Source organism: Bradyrhizobium acaciae, assembly GCF_020889785.1.
Taxonomy (GTDB): Bacteria; Pseudomonadota; Alphaproteobacteria; order Rhizobiales; family Xanthobacteraceae; genus Bradyrhizobium; species Bradyrhizobium acaciae.
Genome location: NZ_JACMYK010000068.1, coordinates 1 through 18,105, shown reverse-complemented (window position 1 = coordinate 18,105; position 18,105 = coordinate 1). Strand labels below are relative to the sequence as shown.

Genomic DNA, 18,105 nt, shown 5'->3' with positions numbered 1-18,105 from the left:
GCACCGTCCAAACTCCCGGCTTGGGTCGGTGCCGATTGCGCAATGAGAAGGACGGATAGCGCCGCAAGGTAAGTTTTCATGAAACTCTCCAGTTAAAGAGGCATATGGACAGCAGTTCTCTCTGCGAACCGGACGTGGGAATTATCGTCGTCTGCGAGGCAACGGGGATGACGCCTCCGACGGAGGCCTCCACTTTGAGCATCAAAGAAAGCGATGAGATCGCGGACCTTTCGTTGATCCAGATCAAATATTGCGCCACTCCGCGGGAGAGCGTGCCTTCGAACCAAAAGAGGCCGGGCTTTCGCCCGGCCTCTTTTGGTTCTGACGGATGCCCGGTCAGGTCCGGGCATGACGAGCGGCGACGCTCACAACACCCGATTGCTCTCCTTCACCTTGTCCGCGTCGAGATACAGGTTCTCGCCCATCTCCTTGAACTTGGCGCTCATCGTCGCCATGCCGTCCTCGATGGTGCCCGAGATCGACGCCCCGACGCCGGTCGGGTCGTTGAGCGTCGCGGCGTAGTCGCGGACGTCCTGGGTGATCTTCATCGAGCAGAATTTCGGGCCGCACATCGAGCAGAAATGGGCGACCTTGTGGGCTTCCTTCGGCAGGGTCTCGTCGTGGAAGTTCTTCGCGGTCTCGGGGTCGAGGCCGAGGTTGAACTGGTCCTGCCAGCGGAAGTCGAACCGGGCGCGGGACAGCGCATCGTCGCGGAGCTGGGCTGCGGGATGACCCTTGGCCAGATCCGACGCGTGGGCGGCGATCTTGTAGGTGATGACGCCGACCTTGACGTCGTTGCGGTCGGGCAGGCCGAGATGCTCCTTCGGCGTGACGTAGCAGAGCATCGCGCAGCCGAACCAGCCGATCATGGCCGCACCAATGCCCGAGGTGATGTGGTCGTAGCCCGGCGCGATGTCTGTCGTCAGCGGTCCCAACGTATAGAAGGGCGCCTCGCCGCATTCCTTGAGCTGCTTGTCCATGTTGATCTTGATCTTGTGCATCGGCACGTGGCCGGGGCCCTCGATCATGACCTGGCAGCCCTTGTCCCACGCGATCTTCGTCAGCTCGCCGAGCGTCTCCAGTTCGGCAAATTGCGCGCGGTCGTTGGCATCCGCGATCGAGCCGGGGCGCAGGCCGTCGCCGAGCGAGAACGAGACGTCATACTTGCGCATGAGGTCGCAGATCTCGTCGAAGTGCGTGTAGAGGAAGCTCTCCTTGTGATGCGCGAGGCACCACTTCGCCATGATCGAGCCGCCGCGCGACACGATGCCGGTGACGCGGTTGGCGGTGAGGTGGATGTAGGGCAGCCGCACGCCGGCGTGGATCGTGAAATAGTCGACGCCCTGCTCGCACTGCTCGATCAGCGTGTCCTTGTAGAGCTCCCAGGTCAGCTTGACGGGATCGCCGTCGCACTTCTCCAGCGCCTGGTAGATCGGCACGGTGCCGATCGGCACCGGCGAGTTGCGCAAAATCCATTCGCGGGTGGTGTGGATGTTGCGGCCGGTGGAGAGGTCCATCACGGTGTCGGCGCCCCAGCGGATCGCCCACACCATCTTGTCGACCTCTTCCTCGACCGACGAGGTCACCGCCGAGTTGCCGATATTGGCGTTGATCTTGGTCAGGAAGTTGCGGCCGATGATCATCGGCTCCAATTCAGCATGGTTGATGTTGGAGGGGATGATGGCGCGGCCGCGCGCGATCTCCGAGCGCACGAATTCCGGGGTGATGAAGGCCGGCACCGCGGCGCCGAAGCTCTCGCCGTCGGCAAGCGCGGCTTCTGCGCGTTCGAGCTGCTGCTTGCGGCCGAGATTCTCGCGCTCGGCGACGTAGATCATCTCCTTGGTGATGATGCCGGCGCGGGCGAATTCGAGCTGGGTGATCTTGTGGCCGTCGAGGCCGCGCAGCGGCGTGTGATGCGCGGTGAACGCCTTGGCGGCGTGCGCTGCGCCGACATTGCCGTTGTCCTCCGGCTTGATGGTGCGGCCCTGATATTCCTCGACGCCGCCGCGCTCCTTGACCCAGGCGAGACGATTGCGCGGCAGGCCGGCGTTGACGTCGATCGTGACGTCGGGATCGGTGTAGGGGCCGGAGGTGTCATAGACCGGCAGGTTCGGCTCGCCGGCGCCTTCCGACAGGATGATCTCGCGCAGCGGCACGCGGAGATCGGGTGCGGCCTCCGGTGTCGCGAAGATCTTGCGCGAGGCGGGCAGCGCGCCGGTGGTGACGGCGGGACGGGTGGTGTCGGGGTTGGAGCGGATGTTCATGAGGGATCCTCCGTTTAGTTCGTTAGCAGCGCTGGGCGCGAGATAATTACCGCTGTCATCCCCGCGAAAGCGGGGATCCAGTATTCCAGAGGCCGCGCTGGGATACGGAGACGCCGCGGCGTACTGGATCGCCCGGTCAAGCCGGGCGATGACGGCAGAGTGTTTGGAACGAGAGTCTGCATCACGCGGCCTCCGCGCGGAGGCCGAGCCATTGCCGCACCCGCGCGTCGGGGTCGGCGTTCTGGGTGACGTCGGAGACGACGGCGATCGAGTCGGCGCCGGCGGCGAAGATCTCGGCGGCGTGCTCGAACTTGATGCCGCCGATCGCGACAAGGGGAATGGCGCCGATGCGCTTCTTCCACTCGGTGATCTTGGCAATGCCCTGCGGCTCGAACCGCATCGACTTCAGCGTGGTGAAGAAGATCGGGCCGAGCGCGACATAGTCGGGCTTGGCGGCGAGCGCGGTGGCGAGCTCAGCATCGTCATGGGTGGAGACGCCGAGCGTCAGCTTGGCCTTGCGGATCTCGGCAAGGTCTGCGTCGGCGAGGTCTTCCTGACCGAGATGCAGATGCTCGGCGCCGGCGACGATCGCGGCGCGCCAGTAGTCGTTGACCACCAGCTTGGTCGGCGTGCCCTTGGTGACGGCGAGCGCGTCGGTGACGATCTGCAACGCCCCGGAATCGTCGAGCTCCTTCGCGCGCAGCTGGATGGTGCCGACGCCGAGTTTTGTCAGTCGCTCGACCCATTTGATGCTGTCGACGACGGGATAGAACGGATCAGGATACGGCATGCCAGAACGGGGTCCCAACGACAGGGGTGGAGGGGGAGGCGAAGTCGCGGGCTTCCATCAGCCCGGCTTCATAAGCGGTGCGGCCGGCCTCGACGCCGAGGCGGAAGGCATTGGCCATCGCAACTGGATCGGCGGCCTTTGCCACGGCGGTGTTGAGCAGCACGGCGTCATAGCCGAGCTCGAGCGCCTCCGCGGCATGCGACGGCGCGCCGAGGCCGGCATCGACCACCAGCGTGATGTCGGGCAGGCGATCGCGCAGCAGCTTGAGCGCATCGCGGTTGATGATGCCTTTTGCACTTCCTATCGGCGCGGCCCACGGCATCACCACCTTGCAGCCGGCCTCGACCAGCCGCGAGGCGACCGAGAGATCCTCGGTGCAATAGGGGAACACCTCGAAACCGTCCTTGATCAGGATGGTGGCGGCCTCGACCAGGCCGACCACGTCGGGCTGCAGCGTGTCGTTGTCGCCGATCACCTCGAGCTTGATCCAGGGTGTGCCGAACAATTCGCGCGCGAGCTTGGCGGTGGTAACGGCCTCGCGCACGCTGCGGCAGCCGGCGGTGTTCGGCAGTACGGTGACGCCGAGCTCGCGGATCAGCGACCAGAACGCATCGCCGGTCTTGCCGCCGGCGGCCTCGCGCCGCAACGACACCGTGACGATGCTGGCGCCGGAAGCGCGGATCGCGTTCTGCATGATCGCAGGCGACGCGTAGAGCGCGGTGCCGATCAGCAGGCGGGAGGGGAAGGATTTGCCGTAGAAGGTGACCATGGTCTGTGGTGTCTCCTCAAACCGTGCCGTCGTCCCTGCGAAAGCAGGGACCCATACGCCGCGGCCCATCAGTGAGGCGCGCGGGGCGACGTTCTTGCCGACAATTGCCGGTCGTGGTTATGGGTCCCTGCTTTCGCAGGGACGACGTGGGGAAGGAGTGTGCCTGTAAGCTCACGTCACCCTCCCTGCCGCGGCGTGATGATCTCGATCTCGTCGCCGGCTTTCAGCGCGGTCTCGGCCCAGCGGCTCTTCGGCACCACGTCGTAATTCAGCGCGATCGCAAAATGCGTGCCCTCGTAGTCGAGCTCGGCCAGCAGCGCATCGACGCTGACGGCGCTGATCTCCCGCTGCTCACCGTTGACGATCACGCGCATTGCATCACCTCATTGTCGATTTCGCCGCGTGCGAGATAGGCGAGCGTCAGCTCGGCCAGCGCCGGCGCCAGCAGGAAGCCGTGACGGTAGAGTCCATTCACCGTGATGCGTTCCTGCTCGATCCTGATTTTCGGCAGATTGTCGGGAAAGGCCGGACGGAGCCCGGCGCCGAATTCGACGATGCGCGCCTCGCCGAAGGCCGGATGCACGACATAGGCGGCGCCGAGCAGTTCCAGCGCCGAGCGCACGCTGACGCCGTTGTCCTCGGCCTCGATCGAGGTCGCACCCAGCATGAAGCGGCCGTCGCCGCGCGGGATCACGTAGAGCGGCCAGCGCGGGTGGATCAGCCGCACCGGACGCAACAGCTCGACCTCCGCGGTCTCGATGACGATCATCTCGCCCTTGACGCCGCGCAGCGTCGGCTCGCGGTCGCGCGCGGCTAGTCCTCGGCAGTCGATCACGAGGCCGTCGAGATCATCAGCCTCGGCGTCGCTGCCGAACTTGATGGCGCCGCCGGCCTTGGTGATCGCGGCATGCAGCCGCGGCAGCACGCGGCGCGGCTCGACATGGCCCTCCTCGGGATAGAACAGGCCGGCGCCGAAACGGCCCTCGAGCGCCGGCTCCAGTTCGCGGACGCCCTCGGCGTCGAGCCGGCGATGGCCGGTGGTGAGGCGGGCGAAGCGCTCGAAATCGGCGCGGTCGCGCGGATGCGCCACCACCAGCGAACCGTTGAACGGGGTTTCCGGAAGATGCCGCCGCCACAGGTCGAGCGAGCGGATGCCGAGGCGGGTGATCACCGGCTCGGCGGCCTCCTCTTCGCACCAGGGCGCGAGCATCCCGCCGGCCCAGTGGCTTGTGGATTCCGTCATCCCGGCGTCACTGCGCTCATGCAGGGTGACGGCACGTCCGGCCTCTGCGAGCAACAACGCATGCCAGGCGCCGGTTATGCCTGCGCCGATGATGGAGACGGGGGAATCCCCCCGCAGTCTTGACGTCTGATACATCCCTGTCCCTTCGCCGGCATGACCCGGATCAGGTTCAAAGGGTCACCGCGGTCCCGAACTGATCGCCAATCGGCGAAGTCCAAGCTTGCGGTATCTCAGCTCCTCCTTCGGAGCACCCCTCGGAACGCCCCTAATGTAGGCGGATGGGCGGGCGTGTCAACTTGTATGCCAGGCACGGCACGCTGCGGCGCCGCACCTCATCACACGAGATTGCCGGTGGAACGATTGCGTGATTTGCGGTGAGGCCGCGCGCTGAGGACGGCCGGCTACGCCAGGCGCGGCCGGCGCGGTGCGGACGCGATCGGCTTTATTTTGCGACCTGTTCCGGCTTCGGCTCGGCGGGATCGACCGTCAACTGGTCCGACATTTGGTCCTGCCTGGCGAGCTCCTTCGGCGGTGCACCGGCGCCGCCGTGCTTCGCCTCCTTGAGGTGACCGCCGCGCTGCCGCTTTGCGACGTAGTAATACCCGCCCGCGAAATAACGCACGGCTCGGTCGTGATCGCCATTGGCGGCGCGATAGGCGCCGGCGAGGTATTTGACGCCGTATTTGAGGTTGGTCGCGGCGTCGCGCAGACCTTCGGCGGTACCGGTGTAGCCGACCCCGCGGGCGGTCGCGAGCTTGATCTGCATCATGCCGATGGCGCCGCCGCGCCCGATCAAATGCGGCTGGTATTTGCTCTCGCGGACGATGACGCGATGCACCAGCTCTTCCGGCACCAGGTTCGCCTGCGCCTCGGCCGCCACCATCGCCTCATATTGCGCCCGCGATTGCGCACTCGCGCCGGTGCAGGACGCAAGCCACGCAATAGCGGCCAGGTAGCCAAGGACTTGTACGGTCTTCATCTCGGGTCGCTCGGGGTGATCAAACGCGCGTCGGTTCTGCGGTCTCATTGGTACGGCGAGCAGGCAGGAATGTGGCAAAACCTTCGCATCAGCGAACGTTCTGCGTCCGTGATTGTCCGCGCGCCGGTGCGGCGAACGATGCGATAGCGAACATAGATGCTTCAAATTGTTCGCTTCAATCGCTTCAGCTAAAAATTGTCGCCGAGCTTTTTGACGTCCGATTTTCTTCTCCGATTTCTCGATCGCGTTTTGCCGCACGCTATCCACAACGGATTGTCGTGCAATTGACTCGATGAAGGTCTACACTTCTCGAACGACAGCGTGTTGGTCAGCACGTCTGTCCGTCCAAAGCACGCGAGAAACAACATTCGGGAGATGCGCCATGAATCGTCAAGATTCAGTCCGTCAGGACACCGGCTATATGCCTCGCGAAAATCCCTGCGCGCAATGCGGCAAGCCGATTGCCCGCCCTGATTGGGTGGAGCACAGCGAAGGGCGCACGTTCTATCTGTGGAATTGCCGCGCCTGCAATTACCGCTTCGAGGCGGTCGCGATCTACGACCACACGCAGCTCACGCCGCTCGCCGCCTGATCGTCGTCGATCTGCTCGGTCGCCGATCTGCTTCGCCGGATCAGGCCGCGGACTTCTGCAACGGCTGCTGACACGCCGGCAATTCGATCCGGACCACCAGCCCGTGCGGCTTGCGATCGTGCAGCGACAGCGTGCCGCCATGCGCGAGCACGATGGCGTTGGCGATCGACAGGCCAAGGCCGAAGCCTTCGGCCTCGTCCATGTTGCGCGCCTGGTCGCCGCGCACGAAGGGCTCCAGCACGGTCGCCTTGTGTGCGTCCGAAATGCCGGGACCATCGTCCTCGATGTCGATGACGAGGCGATCGGGCCTGGCGTCGAGGCGCACGATGACCTCACCGCCGAAGCGCGCGGCATTGTCGACCAGATTGGTGATGCAGCGATGCAGGTCGGCGGGCCGCGCGGTCGCCATCGCGTGCTGCGGGCCCTCGTAGTTGACCTTGTGTCCCATGTCGACGAACTGATCGGTGACGAGGTGCAGCGTGCTGGCGATGTCGACCAGCGTCATCTCCTCGAGCTTGCGGTCGTTGCGCAGGAACGACAGCACCGACTCCAGCATCGAGCGCATCTGGTCGAGGTCGCGCAGCATGCGGTGGCGATTGGTCTCGTCCTCGATGAATTCGGCGCGCAGCCGCATCCGCGTGATCGGCGTGCGCAGGTCATGGCTGATCGCGGCCAGCATCTTGGTGCGGTCGTCGATCAATGCGGTGATGCGCTCGCGCATCCGGTTCAGCGCCTTGGCCAGCGAGCGGATCTCCTCGGGACCGCGCTCGGGCAGCGGCGCCGCCGCGCCGTTCAGGCTGAAGGTCTCGGCGGCCTTGACGAAGGACGACAGCGGCGCCGTCAGCGCCCATGCCGCCCACAGGCCAAGCAGGGTGACGCTGATCACGGCGAACAGCACCGTCATCATCCACGGCCCGCCCCAGAAGGGGCGCATGTGCTGGTCCGGCATCAGGTTCGCGGCGAACATCGTGCCGTCGGGCAGGCGGATGGCGACGCGGCGAATCTCGGTGTCGTGCGGCGTAGAGCCTGCCTCGCGCGGCAGCGAGAAGACGCGATAGCCGGCGCCGAGCCGGCGCAGCGCGTGCAGGCTCGGCGCGTCGATCTCGGCGAGCGCGCCGGTGTCGGCCGGCAGGTCGCCGACCGCAAGCTGCGGGAAGGCTCTGATGACATCGGCCTGGAGCCGCGGTCGCTCCGATGCCGCGGCATGCCCCAGGAGTTGTGCGACGGCGGCGAGCTGGCTGTGCCAGCGATCCGAAGGCTCCGGCCGGTCCGGGCGATGGATCAGGAAGGTGGCCGTGATGATCAGATGCAGCGCGACGATCGAGACAACGACCAGCGCCGCCATCTGGGCGCCGATCCCTCGCAGACTCAGCACGCGCGGCAGCTTCATGGTCAGTTGCTCGTGGCGGCAACCGCCTCCACCCTCGGAGTGAACACATAGCCGCCGGAACGCACCGTCTTGATCATGGTGGCCTCCTGCGGATCGGGCTCGATCTTGCGGCGGATGCGGCTGACCAGCACGTCGATCGAACGCTCGAACGAGCCGGCGCTGCGGCCCTGCGTCAGGTCGAGCAGGCTGTCGCGCGACAGCACGCGGCCGGGCCGCTCGCAGAAGGTGCGGAGCAGGTCGAATTCGGCGCTGGTCATGGCGACGCGCGCGCCTTCGGGGTTGCGCAGCTCGCGCAGGCGGATGTCGATGCGCCAGCCGAGGAAGCTCAGCGTGGTCGCGCCCTCGATCGCGCTGGCGTTGCGCGCGGCGGCCTGCCGGCGCAGTACCGCGTTGATCCGCGCCAAGAGCTCGCGCGGGTTGAACGGCTTCGCCAGGTAATCGTCGGCGCCCATCTCGAGGCCGAGGATGCGGTCGACGTCCTCGCCGCGCGCGGTCAGCATGATGATCGGCGTCTGCGACTCCGCGCGGACCTTGCGGCACAGGCTGAGCCCGTCCTCGCCGGGCAGCATGACGTCGAGCACCAGCAGATCGACGCGGTGGTCGGTCATGGCCTTCGCCATCTCGCGGCCGTCGGAGGCGGTCGTGACATGGCAGGAATTGGTTCGGAGGTATTTGGCGATCAGGGACCGCGTTTCGCGGTCGTCCTCGACGACAAGGATATTGGGCGCAGCCTGGGTCATACCGATCTTTTGTCCGTGATTCGGGGGAAGCGGCTCAGGAATTTTGTTTCAGTGCATGTCTGAAGTCTTGCGCGGCCGGTCGAGTTAAACAGGTCCCCGGCGGGGAGAAAAGTTAGCGTTCTGTTATCAAGCTAACGCATTGAAAATTTGGCCGAACTTCTCCGCTCCATGCCCGGGGCCCGCCAGCGGGGCCGTCGGAAAAAGGGAAGGTTCGCTGTCGTATCGGGCGCGGAACCGGTTTCCCCGGCGACGCGTTGTTTCTCTTTCAGGTCAGGGAGGGTGAGATGGCTGTCGAGGTCAGGACCAGGCCGCATCAACTCATTGCAAGCGACCGGGTCGAGGGGACGGCAGTGCGCCGGGCCAATGGCGACATGATCGGCCACATCGAACGGCTGATGATCGACAAGATCTCGGGCAAGGTGTCGTACGCAGTGTTGAGCTTCGGCGGTTTCCTCGGCATCGGAACCAATCTGATTCCGCTGCCGTGGGGTCGGCTGCACTACAGTCCGAAATTCGAGGCCTACGAGCTCGACATCGAGGACGACGAGCTGAAGCGCGCGCCGTCGTTCCGCGCCGACAAGGATTTCGACTGGGGCGATCGCTCGCAGGAAGTCGAGCTGCATCGCTTCTACGGCGTGCCGCCTTACTGGGGCGGCTTCTGATCGCGCGGTGATCAGCGCGCGTGATCGACAGATGTCGGTCGACAAGGTCGATCGATGAGGCGGGCGCTTGTGCAGCGCGGTTCGCCGGGACGACTTAGTGAGCCAAACATCGTCACATCAGGGACTGCGCGTCCGGCGCAGTCGTGAGGCTCAACCGCAACCCAGTTGAGAGGTGACGATCGCTTTCGTCAAGCGCCGCAACGTTCCATGCGTTGGGGAAGTCTATCTGTGCGGGCTTGCCGCACCGCCTCCATGGCGTTCCCAAGCATTGGTGTTCCCACGCGCCGCAGCGGCTCTTGAGCGCAGGTTCGATAGGAACCGTCGCCGATATCCCGGGTTCTCCCAGCATCGATTTTGCGAACTGAGGAGAGCGCATAATGCTGATCAAATCCATCTTTGCCGGCGTTGCCGGCTCCGCGTTGCTTGCTACCGTCGCGTTTGCGCAGGCGCCCACCGACAAGAACGACAAGATGGCTCCTGCGGCGTCAACCACGTCGCCGGCTCCGGCTGCATCAACGTCAGCCACGTCGCCGACCGAATTCAAGGGCAACTGGCGCGCGTCGAAGGTCGTTGGACTGAGCGTGTACAACGACAAGAACGAGAGCGTCGGCTCGATCAATGATCTCTTGATGGAGAAGGGCGGTACCATCAAGGCCGTGGTGATCGGCGTGGGCGGCTTCCTCGGCGTCGGCGAGCATCTGGTCGCCGTCCCGATCGACAAGGTGAAATTCGTCAACGAGCCGATCGCCTATACCGGCGCGTCAAATACCGACAGCACGACCAAGTCCACGACCACCACGGGCGCGGCGCCTGTTGCGGCGACGTCGAAGCCGAATCCCTGGTATCCGGATCACGCGGTCTTCAATGCGACCAAGGATGAGCTGAAGGCGATGCCCGAGTTCAAGTACGCGACCGACTGACGCGTATCGTCGCAATGCAAGAGACCAACGCGCCCGGTACTGCCGGGCGCGCTTTTTGTTGGCCGGGAGATAAAATCCCCGGTCGTAAGGGCAAAACAAACGAGTTAGGCAAAAGACAGTTTTGGATATCGCGCCGCTGCACCTTTGGTAAGGTGATGTCCGCGAGGCGCCGCTGCTACGATCGATCATTGAATTGCGCATGGGTCCTCTTTCGTCAACTGGCTGAAGAATCCGATGAATGAAACCGATCGAGAGAGCGGCAATCCCGCGGTAGCGCGGATCCGCGGTCGCTACCCGCAATACACGCGGCGCAGGCTGGAGAGCTTCGCAGGGCGGCTGCAGCAGAAGATTCATGCCGACAGCGTGCCGGTCACCTCGCTCGAAATCGCCGGTCCCACCGAGCGGATCAGCTTTGCGGAAGCCCTCGAGCTGGATTATCGGCCGGTCGCATTGGGCGAGACGCTGGGGCCGCTATGGGCGACCTATTGGGTACGGGTCGTGGCGGAGGTGCCGGAGGCCTGGGCCGGCTCGCGCGTCGATCTCTATTGGGACAGCCGTTCGGAAGCGCTGCTTTGGCTCGACGGACGCTCGTCGCAAGGTCTCAATCCCGGCCGTCACACCGCCCCGCTTGTTCAGCCGGCACGTGGTGGCGAGACCGTCAGCTTCCATGTGGAGATTGCCTGCAACGGCCTGTTCGGTGCGTTCTGGAGCGATCCGCAAGCCTACGCGCTGGTCGCGTGCGACCTGCGCCGCTTCGATGCCGAGGCCTCCGCGTTCTATTTCGACTACGAGGTGCTTCGCCAGCTCGAGGCCGATCGGGATCCCGCGACGAAGAGCAGGGCCTACGGCGCCGTCGGCGAGACCGCACAGCCGGCGCTGGACCGGACCTGGGCGGGGCGCCTGCTGCACGATCTCAATCGCGTTTGCAACATCGCCGATCCCGACGATCGCGCAACCTGGCCGGCGGCGCGGGAGACCCTCAACGGCTTGCTGGCGGCGCGCAACGGCACCATTGCCCACGAGATGTCGGCGATCGGCCATGCCCATCTCGACACCGCGTGGCTGTGGCCGCTGGCAGAAACACGCCGCAAGGCGCAACGCAGCTTCTCCACGGCCGTCGCACTGATGGACCGCTATCCCGATTTCAAGTTCGCCTGCTCGCAGGCCTATCAGTATGCCGTCGTCGAGCAGAGCGACCCTGACCTGTTCGCACGGATCCGTGCCAAGGCAGCGGCCGGGCAATGGATTCCGGTCGGCGGCAGCTGGATCGAACCGGACTGCAACCTGCCATGGGGCGAGTCGATCTGCCGGCAGTTTCTCTATGGCCAACGCTACTTCGAGCGCGTGTTTGGCGCACGCTCCACGGTGTTCTGGAATCCCGACGTGTTCGGCTACGACGCCCAGCTGCCGCAACTGATGCAGTCGGCGGGGATGTCGCGCTTCCTGACCCAGAAGCTGTCGTGGAACAGGTTCACTTCGCCGCCGCATCACAGCTTCCACTGGCGTGGACTGGACGGCAGCACGGTGCTGGCACATTTCCCGCCGGCGGACACCTACAACGGATCGGTGCAGCTTGCCGAGCTCCGCTATCACGCGGCCAATTACAAGGATGCCGACCGATCGCCCGACGCGCTCTATCTGTTCGGGTATGGCGACGGCGGTGGCGGCGCCGATGAGACGATGCTCGAGGCGTTGCAACGGATGAAGGATCTGCAGGGACTGCCGCGGATTGAAATCCGCACCGTCGACGATTTCTTCGACCGCCTGGCGATGTCGGCGCCGAATCTGGCGACGATCGAAGGCGAGCTCTATCTCGAATATCATCGCGGCACCTACACCACGCAGTCGGAGACCAAGCGGCTCAACCGCGCCTGCGAGGCGGGCCTTCAGGCGCTCGAATTCGTGGCCGCGGTCGCGACGGCCTGGCAGCAACCGGCGCCGTCCGCGCAGGAAATCGAAGGTCTGTGGCGGACGCTGCTGGTCAACCAGTTTCACGACATCATCCCCGGCAGCAGCATCCGCGAGGTCTACGAGCGGGCGGAGGTCGAGCTCGCCGGGGTGGCGGAGGAGGCCGGCCGCCGCACGCAGGTGCTGTTGGGCACGCTCTGCGAAGGTGAAGGTTGGACGCCGGTCAACACGCTGGGCCGACCGCGCGCCGAAGTCGCTTCCGATCCCGACGGGGTGCTTCGCCATGTCGTCGCCGCGCCTTTTGCGGCGGGAGAAGTGAAGCCGATCGATGACCGCGTCACCGTTGCCGCCGATACGGACGGCTTCGTGCTGTCGAATGCGCGACTCACCGCACGTATCGACCGCACTGGACTTGTCCGGTCCCTGCTGCATATCGCGAGCGGCCGCGAGACGTTCGCATCGCCGGCGGCGCGCATGCTGCTGCTCGACGACAGGCCGCTCGATTTCGAGGCGTGGGATATCGATCCATTCGCGCTGGAGACCGCGCGCGACGTGACCGGCGAGGTGAGTTGCGAAGTGCTGTCGGATGGCGGGCTGCGCGGCGAGATCCGTTTCGAGCGCGGGCTCGGACGCGTGAGCCGGCTGTCTCAGGTGATCCGCCTCGATGCCGGCGCGGATCATCTCGAATTCGAGACGACGGTCGATTGGCAGGAGCGCAAGACGGCGCTGAAGGTCATGTTCCCCGTGGCCTGCCGCGCATCGAACGCAACCTATGAGACCATGTTAGGCGCAACCGAGCGGCCTACCCATGCCAGCACCGATGCCGATGCGGCCAAGTACGAGGTGCCGGGGCATCGCTGGGCCGATCTCGCCGAGCCGGATTTCGGCGTGTCGTTGTTCAGCGATTGCCGTCATGGCTATTCGGCGTTCGGCAACCAGCTCGCGCTGACGCTGCTCCGCGGCTCCGAGGTGCCTGATCCACAGGCCGATATCGGGCGGCACCGGATGCGCTACGCGATCTATCCCCATCAGGGTGATTGGCGCGCGGCCGACACGGTTGGGCGCGCTTTGTGCTTTGAGCGTCCGATGCTCTGGGCCAAAGGGCAGCCGCGCGCGCCGCTGCGGCAATCGTTCCTGACAGCGACCCCGGCCAACGTGATCATCGACACGATCAAGCCCGCCGAGGATGGCGAAGGCTGGGTGGTGCGGCTCTATGAGAGTGCGGGCGTTCGCGCCGCCGCGACGCTCGATTTCGGCGTCGACATATCGTCGGTGTGGATCAGCAACACGCTGGAAGATCGCATCGCCGCCGCTCCGACCGAAGCCCGGCGCTGTCGTCTGTCGTTGCGTCCGTTCCAGATCGCAACGCTGCGGGTTTTTCAGCAGTGATACAGGCGCGCCCGGTGATGCCGGGTGCGCCGTGTTGCGAGATCACCAGCCCAGTTCACGCAGGTAGGCGGCGCGGGCGGCGACGCCGGTGTGAGTGAAATCGGTGAACACCCCATCGACGCCGAGACGGAAGAACTTCAGATATTCGAGAGCGGGATCGCCGCGATAGTCGGCCGCCAGATATTTCTTCTCGTTCCGGAAGGTGAAGACGTGCACGAACAGGCCGAGCTTGTGCGCGTCGGCAATGACGCTGGTGGCGTCCTGCGTCGAGGCCTCGGCCGTCGATCCCTTGTAAGGCTTGCCGTCGGCGGTGCTGTCCTTCCACGGCGAGATCTTGTAGGGGACGATGTAGGCCTTCCACGGACCGATGCCGTCGGCATAGGTCTTGATCTCCGCGAGGCCATCGGGCGTCAGCATCGCATCGAAGGTGCGGCTGTCACCCGCGACCGTCCAGTCGTATGGACGCGAATTGGCGATGTTGTTGAGCAAGACCTTGCCGGTCTTGAAGTCGACGCCGTTGCCGTCGATCAGCTGGACCTGCCGCGCTTCCAGTCCTTGGCTGCGCATGTATTTCAGGCTGCCGGGCTCGAAGCTCTGAACGATGATCGGAGCGTCCTTCGCATTGAGGCCGTTCTCCTTGATGATCTTGATCAGGGCATCCTCGAGCGGGCGGCTGCCGGGCGCGCCGCAGCCATTGGCGATCGCCTGCGCATTGTTCCAGGTCGGGTTCTTGGTTTCCGGATAGACGGAGATCGAACGTCCCGTCGCCTTGCTCTTGGCCTTGGCGATGTCGATGATGTCCTGGAAGCTGATGATCGGAAACTTGCCGTTGAACAGTTTCGGCCGTTCGTTGGCCGCATCATAGGTGGTGCCGGCGATCCAGGTCCTCAGCTCGGTCATGGTGAAGTCGGTGATCGACCAGTCGTTGGTATGGTCGTCGCCGTCGACGATCAGCGCCTTCAGCACCGACTTCGGATCGGCTGGATCGACGAGATCTGTCGGATATTCACCCGGCCCGCCGGCGGCTGTTTGCGCCCATTTCACCTTGACGGGAACGCCGGGCACCGTGCGCTTGCGCTTGGCGACTTCCGCATTGGTCTTCGCCACTTCGGCAACGTTGGTGTTGTCGCCGAGCCATGGATTGTGACGCGCCACCAGCACGCAATCCTTGGTCAGATGCAGGTCTTCTTCGAGCGAGTCCGTGCCGAGGTCGGCGGCCAGCTCGTACGAAGCCTCGGTCTCCTCGGGCACCAGGCCCGGCACGCCGCGATGCCCGATCACCAGCGGCAGCTTACCGTCGACGGTCAGGAAGGGTTTTGCGCCGGCCGGCGCCGAGCCGGTTTGGGCCGATGCCAGCGTCGGCAGCAGGACCGCCGCGCCGAGCAACATCGCTGCAACATGTAGGTTCTGTCCCGAACGAATGTGCTTCACGGCCAAGCCTCCATCTCTTGTGTGGCATCGGGGCGATGCCAGACGGCCGAGCCGAACAGGGCCGACGCGGTTGCCTTCTTGTCTCAATCTTCTGACAGTCCGATGACCGTGAGGCGGGCGGACAGACAAAGCCTTGGAGAGGTGCGGACGGCGACACGTACGTCATCGCCGTTCGCGTCCGGGCACCGGGCGTTTCAACGCTCGATCCGGACGGCCATGCCGGGTTCGAGGCCATCCGCGGTGCCCGTGGGGTCGAGACGCAGGCGCAGCGTATTGCGGTCATGATCGCCGATGACCCGCTCGGCCTGCCAGGTGGCGAAGATCCCAAGCGGCTGCAACTCGGTGATGAGCGCCTTGGTCGCGCTGCCGGCAGCGCTCCGTATCACGTTCACGGTCTTTCCGATCGCAAGACCGCCGAGATGATCCTCCCGCACGTTGAACGAGAGCCATTGCTTGCCGGCTGCTGCGACCATCAGGATCGGCTGGCCGGCGCGAACGTTCTCGCCGACTTCCGCGGCGATGACGCTGACCACGCCGTCGGCCGGCGCGCGCAGCACCATCTTGTCGAGACGGCGCTCCAGCACCGCGACGGCGGCAGCTGCGGCCTGCACCTGGGCGTCGGCGATGGCGCGCTCCTCCTTGGTCGGCCCCGCCGCCGCCGCGTCGTAATTGGCCTGGGCTGCCGCCACACCGGCGCGCGCTGCGCCAACATCGTTCTCGGCCTGGTCGAGCGCCTGCTGCGTCTCGAAGCTCTGGCTCGCCAATGTGCTGATCCGCTTGAGCTGGGTCTCGACATAGTCGAGGCGCGAATTGGCTTTTGAGATCGCAGCCTTCAGCGAGTCGATCTGCTCGCGGCGGACGCCGGCATAGACATTGTTGCGGCTCGCCGCCGCAGCGGCGAGCGCGGCCCGCGCCTGGTCCGCCTGTGCGGTCAGTTCGACGGCGGAGAGCCGCGCCAGAACATCACCCGCGTGCACCTGCGCGCCTTTTTCGACCGCGATGGACACCAGCTGGCCTTTGACTTCCGGCTCGATCCTGACCTCTGTCGAGCGGACGACACCGACGATCGCGGGCGCCGGCGTCGCATGGTTTGCGGCATAGATCAGCGCGCCCGCAATGAGCACAAGCGGGATCGCGATGGTGGCGACGCGCTTAGCGTGGGGCATCTTGCGCTCCTCTCTTGAACACCAGCGCGGAAATCACCGCGAGCACGAAATAGCCAAGTGCCAGACACCACAGCCTGAACCAGTCATGCGAGACCTCCCAGATGCTTGCGCCGAGCTGGTTGATGCGCACCAGGCCGTCGATCGCAGAGTCGGCCGGAAACAGCCGGCCGAGTGCGGTGGCCGCAGGGGGAATGGCCTCGCGCGGCCATGCGAAGCCGGCGGTGAAGAATTGCGGCAGGCTGGTCGCCAGCAGCAGGATGGTGGCGTTTTCCGGCCGCGTGAACCAGGCGCCGATCGCCTGTCCCATGAAGCTCGTCGCCAGCAGGAAGACGGTCGCCAGCGCGAAGATCTGCGGCAGATGTCCAAGCGTGGAAAAGCCATAGATCCGCGGCAGCACGATCAGATAGAGCGCGAGCGCCGGCAGATAGATGGTCAGATGGGCGACGCCACGCCCGAACACGCCCGCGACCGTGCTGCGGGAGTTTGCCAGCGCCGTGCCGGTCAGCATCGCCGCGCCGATCAGCAGCGTCTGTTGCAGGATCAGGATGAACGCCGCCGGGACGATGTAGCTGGCGTAGCCGCCGACCGGGTTGAAGATCGGTTGCAGCAGGACGTTGGCCGGGCTGATGCTCGCGAGCTTGGCCTTGACCAGACTGCCGTCGGCGCGGGCGCCCCGCGACACCAGCTCGGATGTCAGCGTGCCGACCGCGGTCGCGACCGCGCCTGCCGTCGACCTGAAGATGAACAGATAGGTCGCGTCGGCATAGACCGGGATGTGCGCCGTCAGGCCCTTGAGCACGTCGCGTTCGGTGCCGGGCGGGATCTGCACGGCGGCAAAGGCCCGGCCGCGGTCGATGGCGGTGCGCGCCTCCGCGAGCGTGCGGGCGCGAACCGTCACGCTCAACGTGCCGCTGGCATCCAGCGTCTCGACGATTTGCCGAGAGAGATCGCTGAGATCATTGTCGACGACCGCGATGGGCAGCTTGCGGAGGATCTGGTTCAAATAGGGTTGCGGATAATAGATGCCGTAGACCAGCGGAGCCAGGAACAGCAGGCTGAAGGCGCTGCGTGTTCCGAGCACGCGCCGCCACTCCGCCAGGAAAGCGCCGCCGACGCCGCGTGGCATCTCTTCGTTGACGATCGGCTCAGTCGGGCGCGCCGTCGTGAACCAGCCCCTGCGCGTCAGGCTCGCCATGCGCAGCAATGCCAGCGCGGCAAACAGCAGCGCGAGGCCCGCGAGCGCGGCGAACGGGACCGCCGATTCAGAGGCCGGCAATCCGCGCGCCGCCTGTCCCATCAGCACCGCCATGTACCAGCGCAGCGGCAGGATCGCGCTCCACACTTGCGCAAACGTATTCATGCCGATGGTGGGAAAGCCGACACCGGCATAGCCGAAGGCGGGGGAGGCGATCAGGCCTGCCAGTCCGAGCCCCGTCGCGAGGTCGCCGACCAGGAGCTGCAACAGGGCTCCGAGCGACAGATAGGCAATGATCAGCAGCAGGGCCGCGGCGATCATCAGCAGCGCGTCGCCCTTGAAGGGAATCTGCAACACGCCCTCGAGGAACAGCGGCTGGGCCAGCATGATCAGGATGAAGAGAACGAACAGTGGCGCCAGCTTGCCGGCGAGCGCGGCGATCGGATCGCCGCCGGCGCAGTCGAGCCACTCCCGCGCGTTGCGGCGGCGGAATTCGGAGCCGACCGAATAGCCGGCGGCCAGCGTGATCACCACGTGGATGATGGTCGGCAGCAGCGCGCGCAGCAGGAATTGGGCGTAGTTCTTCTGCGGATTGACCAGCGCGATGGTCTCCGCGCTCAGCGTGCCCATCGACGCCGCCGCGGGGGCGGCGCGGCCGGCGGGCGCG

15 protein-coding genes and 1 riboswitch are annotated in these 18,105 nt (G+C 65.5%); of the genes, 4 read left to right on the top strand and 11 right to left on the bottom strand.

The genetic code is table 11. The features are described from left to right. Positions 1-365: 365 nt before the first annotated feature. The 6 genes from thiC to H8A92_RS23655 form a co-directional block, all read right to left on the bottom strand. Positions 366-2,264, bottom strand: a complete 1,899-nt coding sequence (gene thiC, locus H8A92_RS23680; RefSeq protein ID WP_229198000.1) for a phosphomethylpyrimidine synthase ThiC — start codon at positions 2,262-2,264, stop codon at positions 366-368. Positions 2,265-2,445: 181 nt separating this feature from the next. Beyond that, complete coding sequence (locus tag H8A92_RS23675) at positions 2,446-3,054, bottom strand: thiamine phosphate synthase (protein WP_229197999.1); 609 nt, start codon at positions 3,052-3,054, stop codon at positions 2,446-2,448. Next, entirely contained in the window at positions 3,041-3,823 is a 783-nt protein-coding gene (locus H8A92_RS23670; protein ID WP_229197998.1) for a thiazole synthase, read from the bottom strand. Before H8A92_RS23670 ends, H8A92_RS23675 begins: the two co-directional genes overlap by 14 nt. A gap of 176 nt (positions 3,824-3,999) precedes the next feature. Further along, positions 4,000-4,197: a sulfur carrier protein ThiS gene (gene thiS, locus H8A92_RS23665; protein WP_092116006.1), complete on the bottom strand. Its 198-nt coding sequence runs from the start codon at positions 4,195-4,197 to the stop codon at positions 4,000-4,002. Further along, a complete protein-coding gene (locus H8A92_RS23660; protein ID WP_229197997.1) occupies positions 4,188-5,201 on the bottom strand; it encodes an FAD-dependent oxidoreductase in 1,014 nt (337 codons plus the stop codon). The genes thiS and H8A92_RS23660 overlap by 10 nt, the downstream gene beginning before the upstream one ends. Continuing rightward, positions 5,189-5,331, bottom strand: a riboswitch (TPP riboswitch). Its footprint overlaps the gene before it by 13 nt. Before the next feature lie 177 nt (positions 5,332-5,508). Beyond that, on the bottom strand, positions 5,509-6,045 hold the full coding sequence (locus H8A92_RS23655) for a lytic transglycosylase domain-containing protein (protein ID WP_229197996.1): 537 nt from the start codon (positions 6,043-6,045) through the stop codon (positions 5,509-5,511). A gap of 382 nt (positions 6,046-6,427) precedes the next feature. Here H8A92_RS23655 and H8A92_RS23650 point away from each other — a divergent pair, with 382 nt between their 5' ends. Next, positions 6,428-6,637 (top strand): hypothetical protein, encoded by a 210-nt coding sequence (locus H8A92_RS23650; protein WP_163161732.1) that lies wholly within the window; start codon positions 6,428-6,430, stop codon positions 6,635-6,637. Positions 6,638-6,677: 40 nt separating this feature from the next. Here the strand turns inward: H8A92_RS23650 and H8A92_RS23645 are convergent, their stop codons facing one another. Next, positions 6,678-8,027: an ATP-binding protein gene (locus H8A92_RS23645; protein WP_229197995.1), complete on the bottom strand. Its 1,350-nt coding sequence runs from the start codon at positions 8,025-8,027 to the stop codon at positions 6,678-6,680. A 2-nt stretch (positions 8,028-8,029) separates the two neighbouring features. Further along, positions 8,030-8,767, bottom strand: coding sequence for a response regulator (locus H8A92_RS23640; RefSeq protein ID WP_029078975.1), 738 nt, complete (start codon positions 8,765-8,767; stop codon positions 8,030-8,032). Between the two features lie 284 nt (positions 8,768-9,051). Between H8A92_RS23640 and H8A92_RS23635 the strand changes: the two genes are divergently transcribed. From H8A92_RS23635 to H8A92_RS23625, 3 genes are all read left to right on the top strand, one after another. Continuing rightward, complete coding sequence (locus tag H8A92_RS23635) at positions 9,052-9,429, top strand: PRC-barrel domain-containing protein (protein WP_229197994.1); 378 nt, start codon at positions 9,052-9,054, stop codon at positions 9,427-9,429. Between the two features lie 377 nt (positions 9,430-9,806). Further along, a complete protein-coding gene (locus H8A92_RS23630; protein WP_229197993.1) occupies positions 9,807-10,349 on the top strand; it encodes a PRC-barrel domain-containing protein in 543 nt (180 codons plus the stop codon). A gap of 234 nt (positions 10,350-10,583) precedes the next feature. Next, positions 10,584-13,646, top strand: a complete 3,063-nt coding sequence (locus H8A92_RS23625) for an alpha-mannosidase (protein ID WP_229197992.1) — start codon at positions 10,584-10,586, stop codon at positions 13,644-13,646. 42 nt (positions 13,647-13,688) lie between these two features. On the opposite strand, the gene H8A92_RS23620 is transcribed toward H8A92_RS23625, so the two are convergent. The 3 genes from H8A92_RS23620 to H8A92_RS23610 all read right to left on the bottom strand — a co-directional run. Next, positions 13,689-15,077, bottom strand: a complete 1,389-nt coding sequence (locus tag H8A92_RS23620) for a glycerophosphodiester phosphodiesterase family protein (RefSeq protein ID WP_229197991.1) — start codon at positions 15,075-15,077, stop codon at positions 13,689-13,691. 194 nt (positions 15,078-15,271) lie between these two features. Next, a complete protein-coding gene (locus tag H8A92_RS23615; protein ID WP_229197990.1) occupies positions 15,272-16,243 on the bottom strand; it encodes an HlyD family secretion protein in 972 nt (323 codons plus the stop codon). Then, positions 16,230-18,105, bottom strand: a 1,876-nt coding sequence (locus H8A92_RS23610; RefSeq protein ID WP_229197989.1) for an ABC transporter permease, incomplete at its 5' end; no start/stop codon positions are given. The genes H8A92_RS23615 and H8A92_RS23610, both read right to left, overlap by 14 nt.

What these genes read in the sequence shown, in the direction of transcription:
- thiC (WP_229198000.1), bottom strand. Translation starts at nt 2,264, where the DNA reads ATGAACATCCGCTCCAACCCCGACACCACCCGTCCCGCCGTCACCACC.
- H8A92_RS23675 (WP_229197999.1), bottom strand. Translation starts at nt 3,054, where the DNA reads ATGCCGTATCCTGATCCGTTCTATCCCGTCGTCGACAGCATCAAATGG.
- H8A92_RS23670 (WP_229197998.1), bottom strand. Translation starts at nt 3,823, where the DNA reads ATGGTCACCTTCTACGGCAAATCCTTCCCCTCCCGCCTGCTGATCGGC.
- thiS (WP_092116006.1), bottom strand. Translation starts at nt 4,197, where the DNA reads ATGCGCGTGATCGTCAACGGTGAGCAGCGGGAGATCAGCGCCGTCAGC.
- H8A92_RS23660 (WP_229197997.1), bottom strand. Translation starts at nt 5,201, where the DNA reads ATGTATCAGACGTCAAGACTGCGGGGGGATTCCCCCGTCTCCATCATC.
- H8A92_RS23655 (WP_229197996.1), bottom strand. Translation starts at nt 6,045, where the DNA reads ATGAAGACCGTACAAGTCCTTGGCTACCTGGCCGCTATTGCGTGGCTT.
- H8A92_RS23650 (WP_163161732.1), top strand. Translation starts at nt 6,428, where the DNA reads ATGAATCGTCAAGATTCAGTCCGTCAGGACACCGGCTATATGCCTCGC.
- H8A92_RS23645 (WP_229197995.1), bottom strand. Translation starts at nt 8,027, where the DNA reads ATGAAGCTGCCGCGCGTGCTGAGTCTGCGAGGGATCGGCGCCCAGATG.
- H8A92_RS23640 (WP_029078975.1), bottom strand. Translation starts at nt 8,767, where the DNA reads ATGACCCAGGCTGCGCCCAATATCCTTGTCGTCGAGGACGACCGCGAA.
- H8A92_RS23635 (WP_229197994.1), top strand. Translation starts at nt 9,052, where the DNA reads ATGGCTGTCGAGGTCAGGACCAGGCCGCATCAACTCATTGCAAGCGAC.
- H8A92_RS23630 (WP_229197993.1), top strand. Translation starts at nt 9,807, where the DNA reads ATGCTGATCAAATCCATCTTTGCCGGCGTTGCCGGCTCCGCGTTGCTT.
- H8A92_RS23625 (WP_229197992.1), top strand. Translation starts at nt 10,584, where the DNA reads ATGAATGAAACCGATCGAGAGAGCGGCAATCCCGCGGTAGCGCGGATC.
- H8A92_RS23615 (WP_229197990.1), bottom strand. Translation starts at nt 16,243, where the DNA reads ATGCCCCACGCTAAGCGCGTCGCCACCATCGCGATCCCGCTTGTGCTC.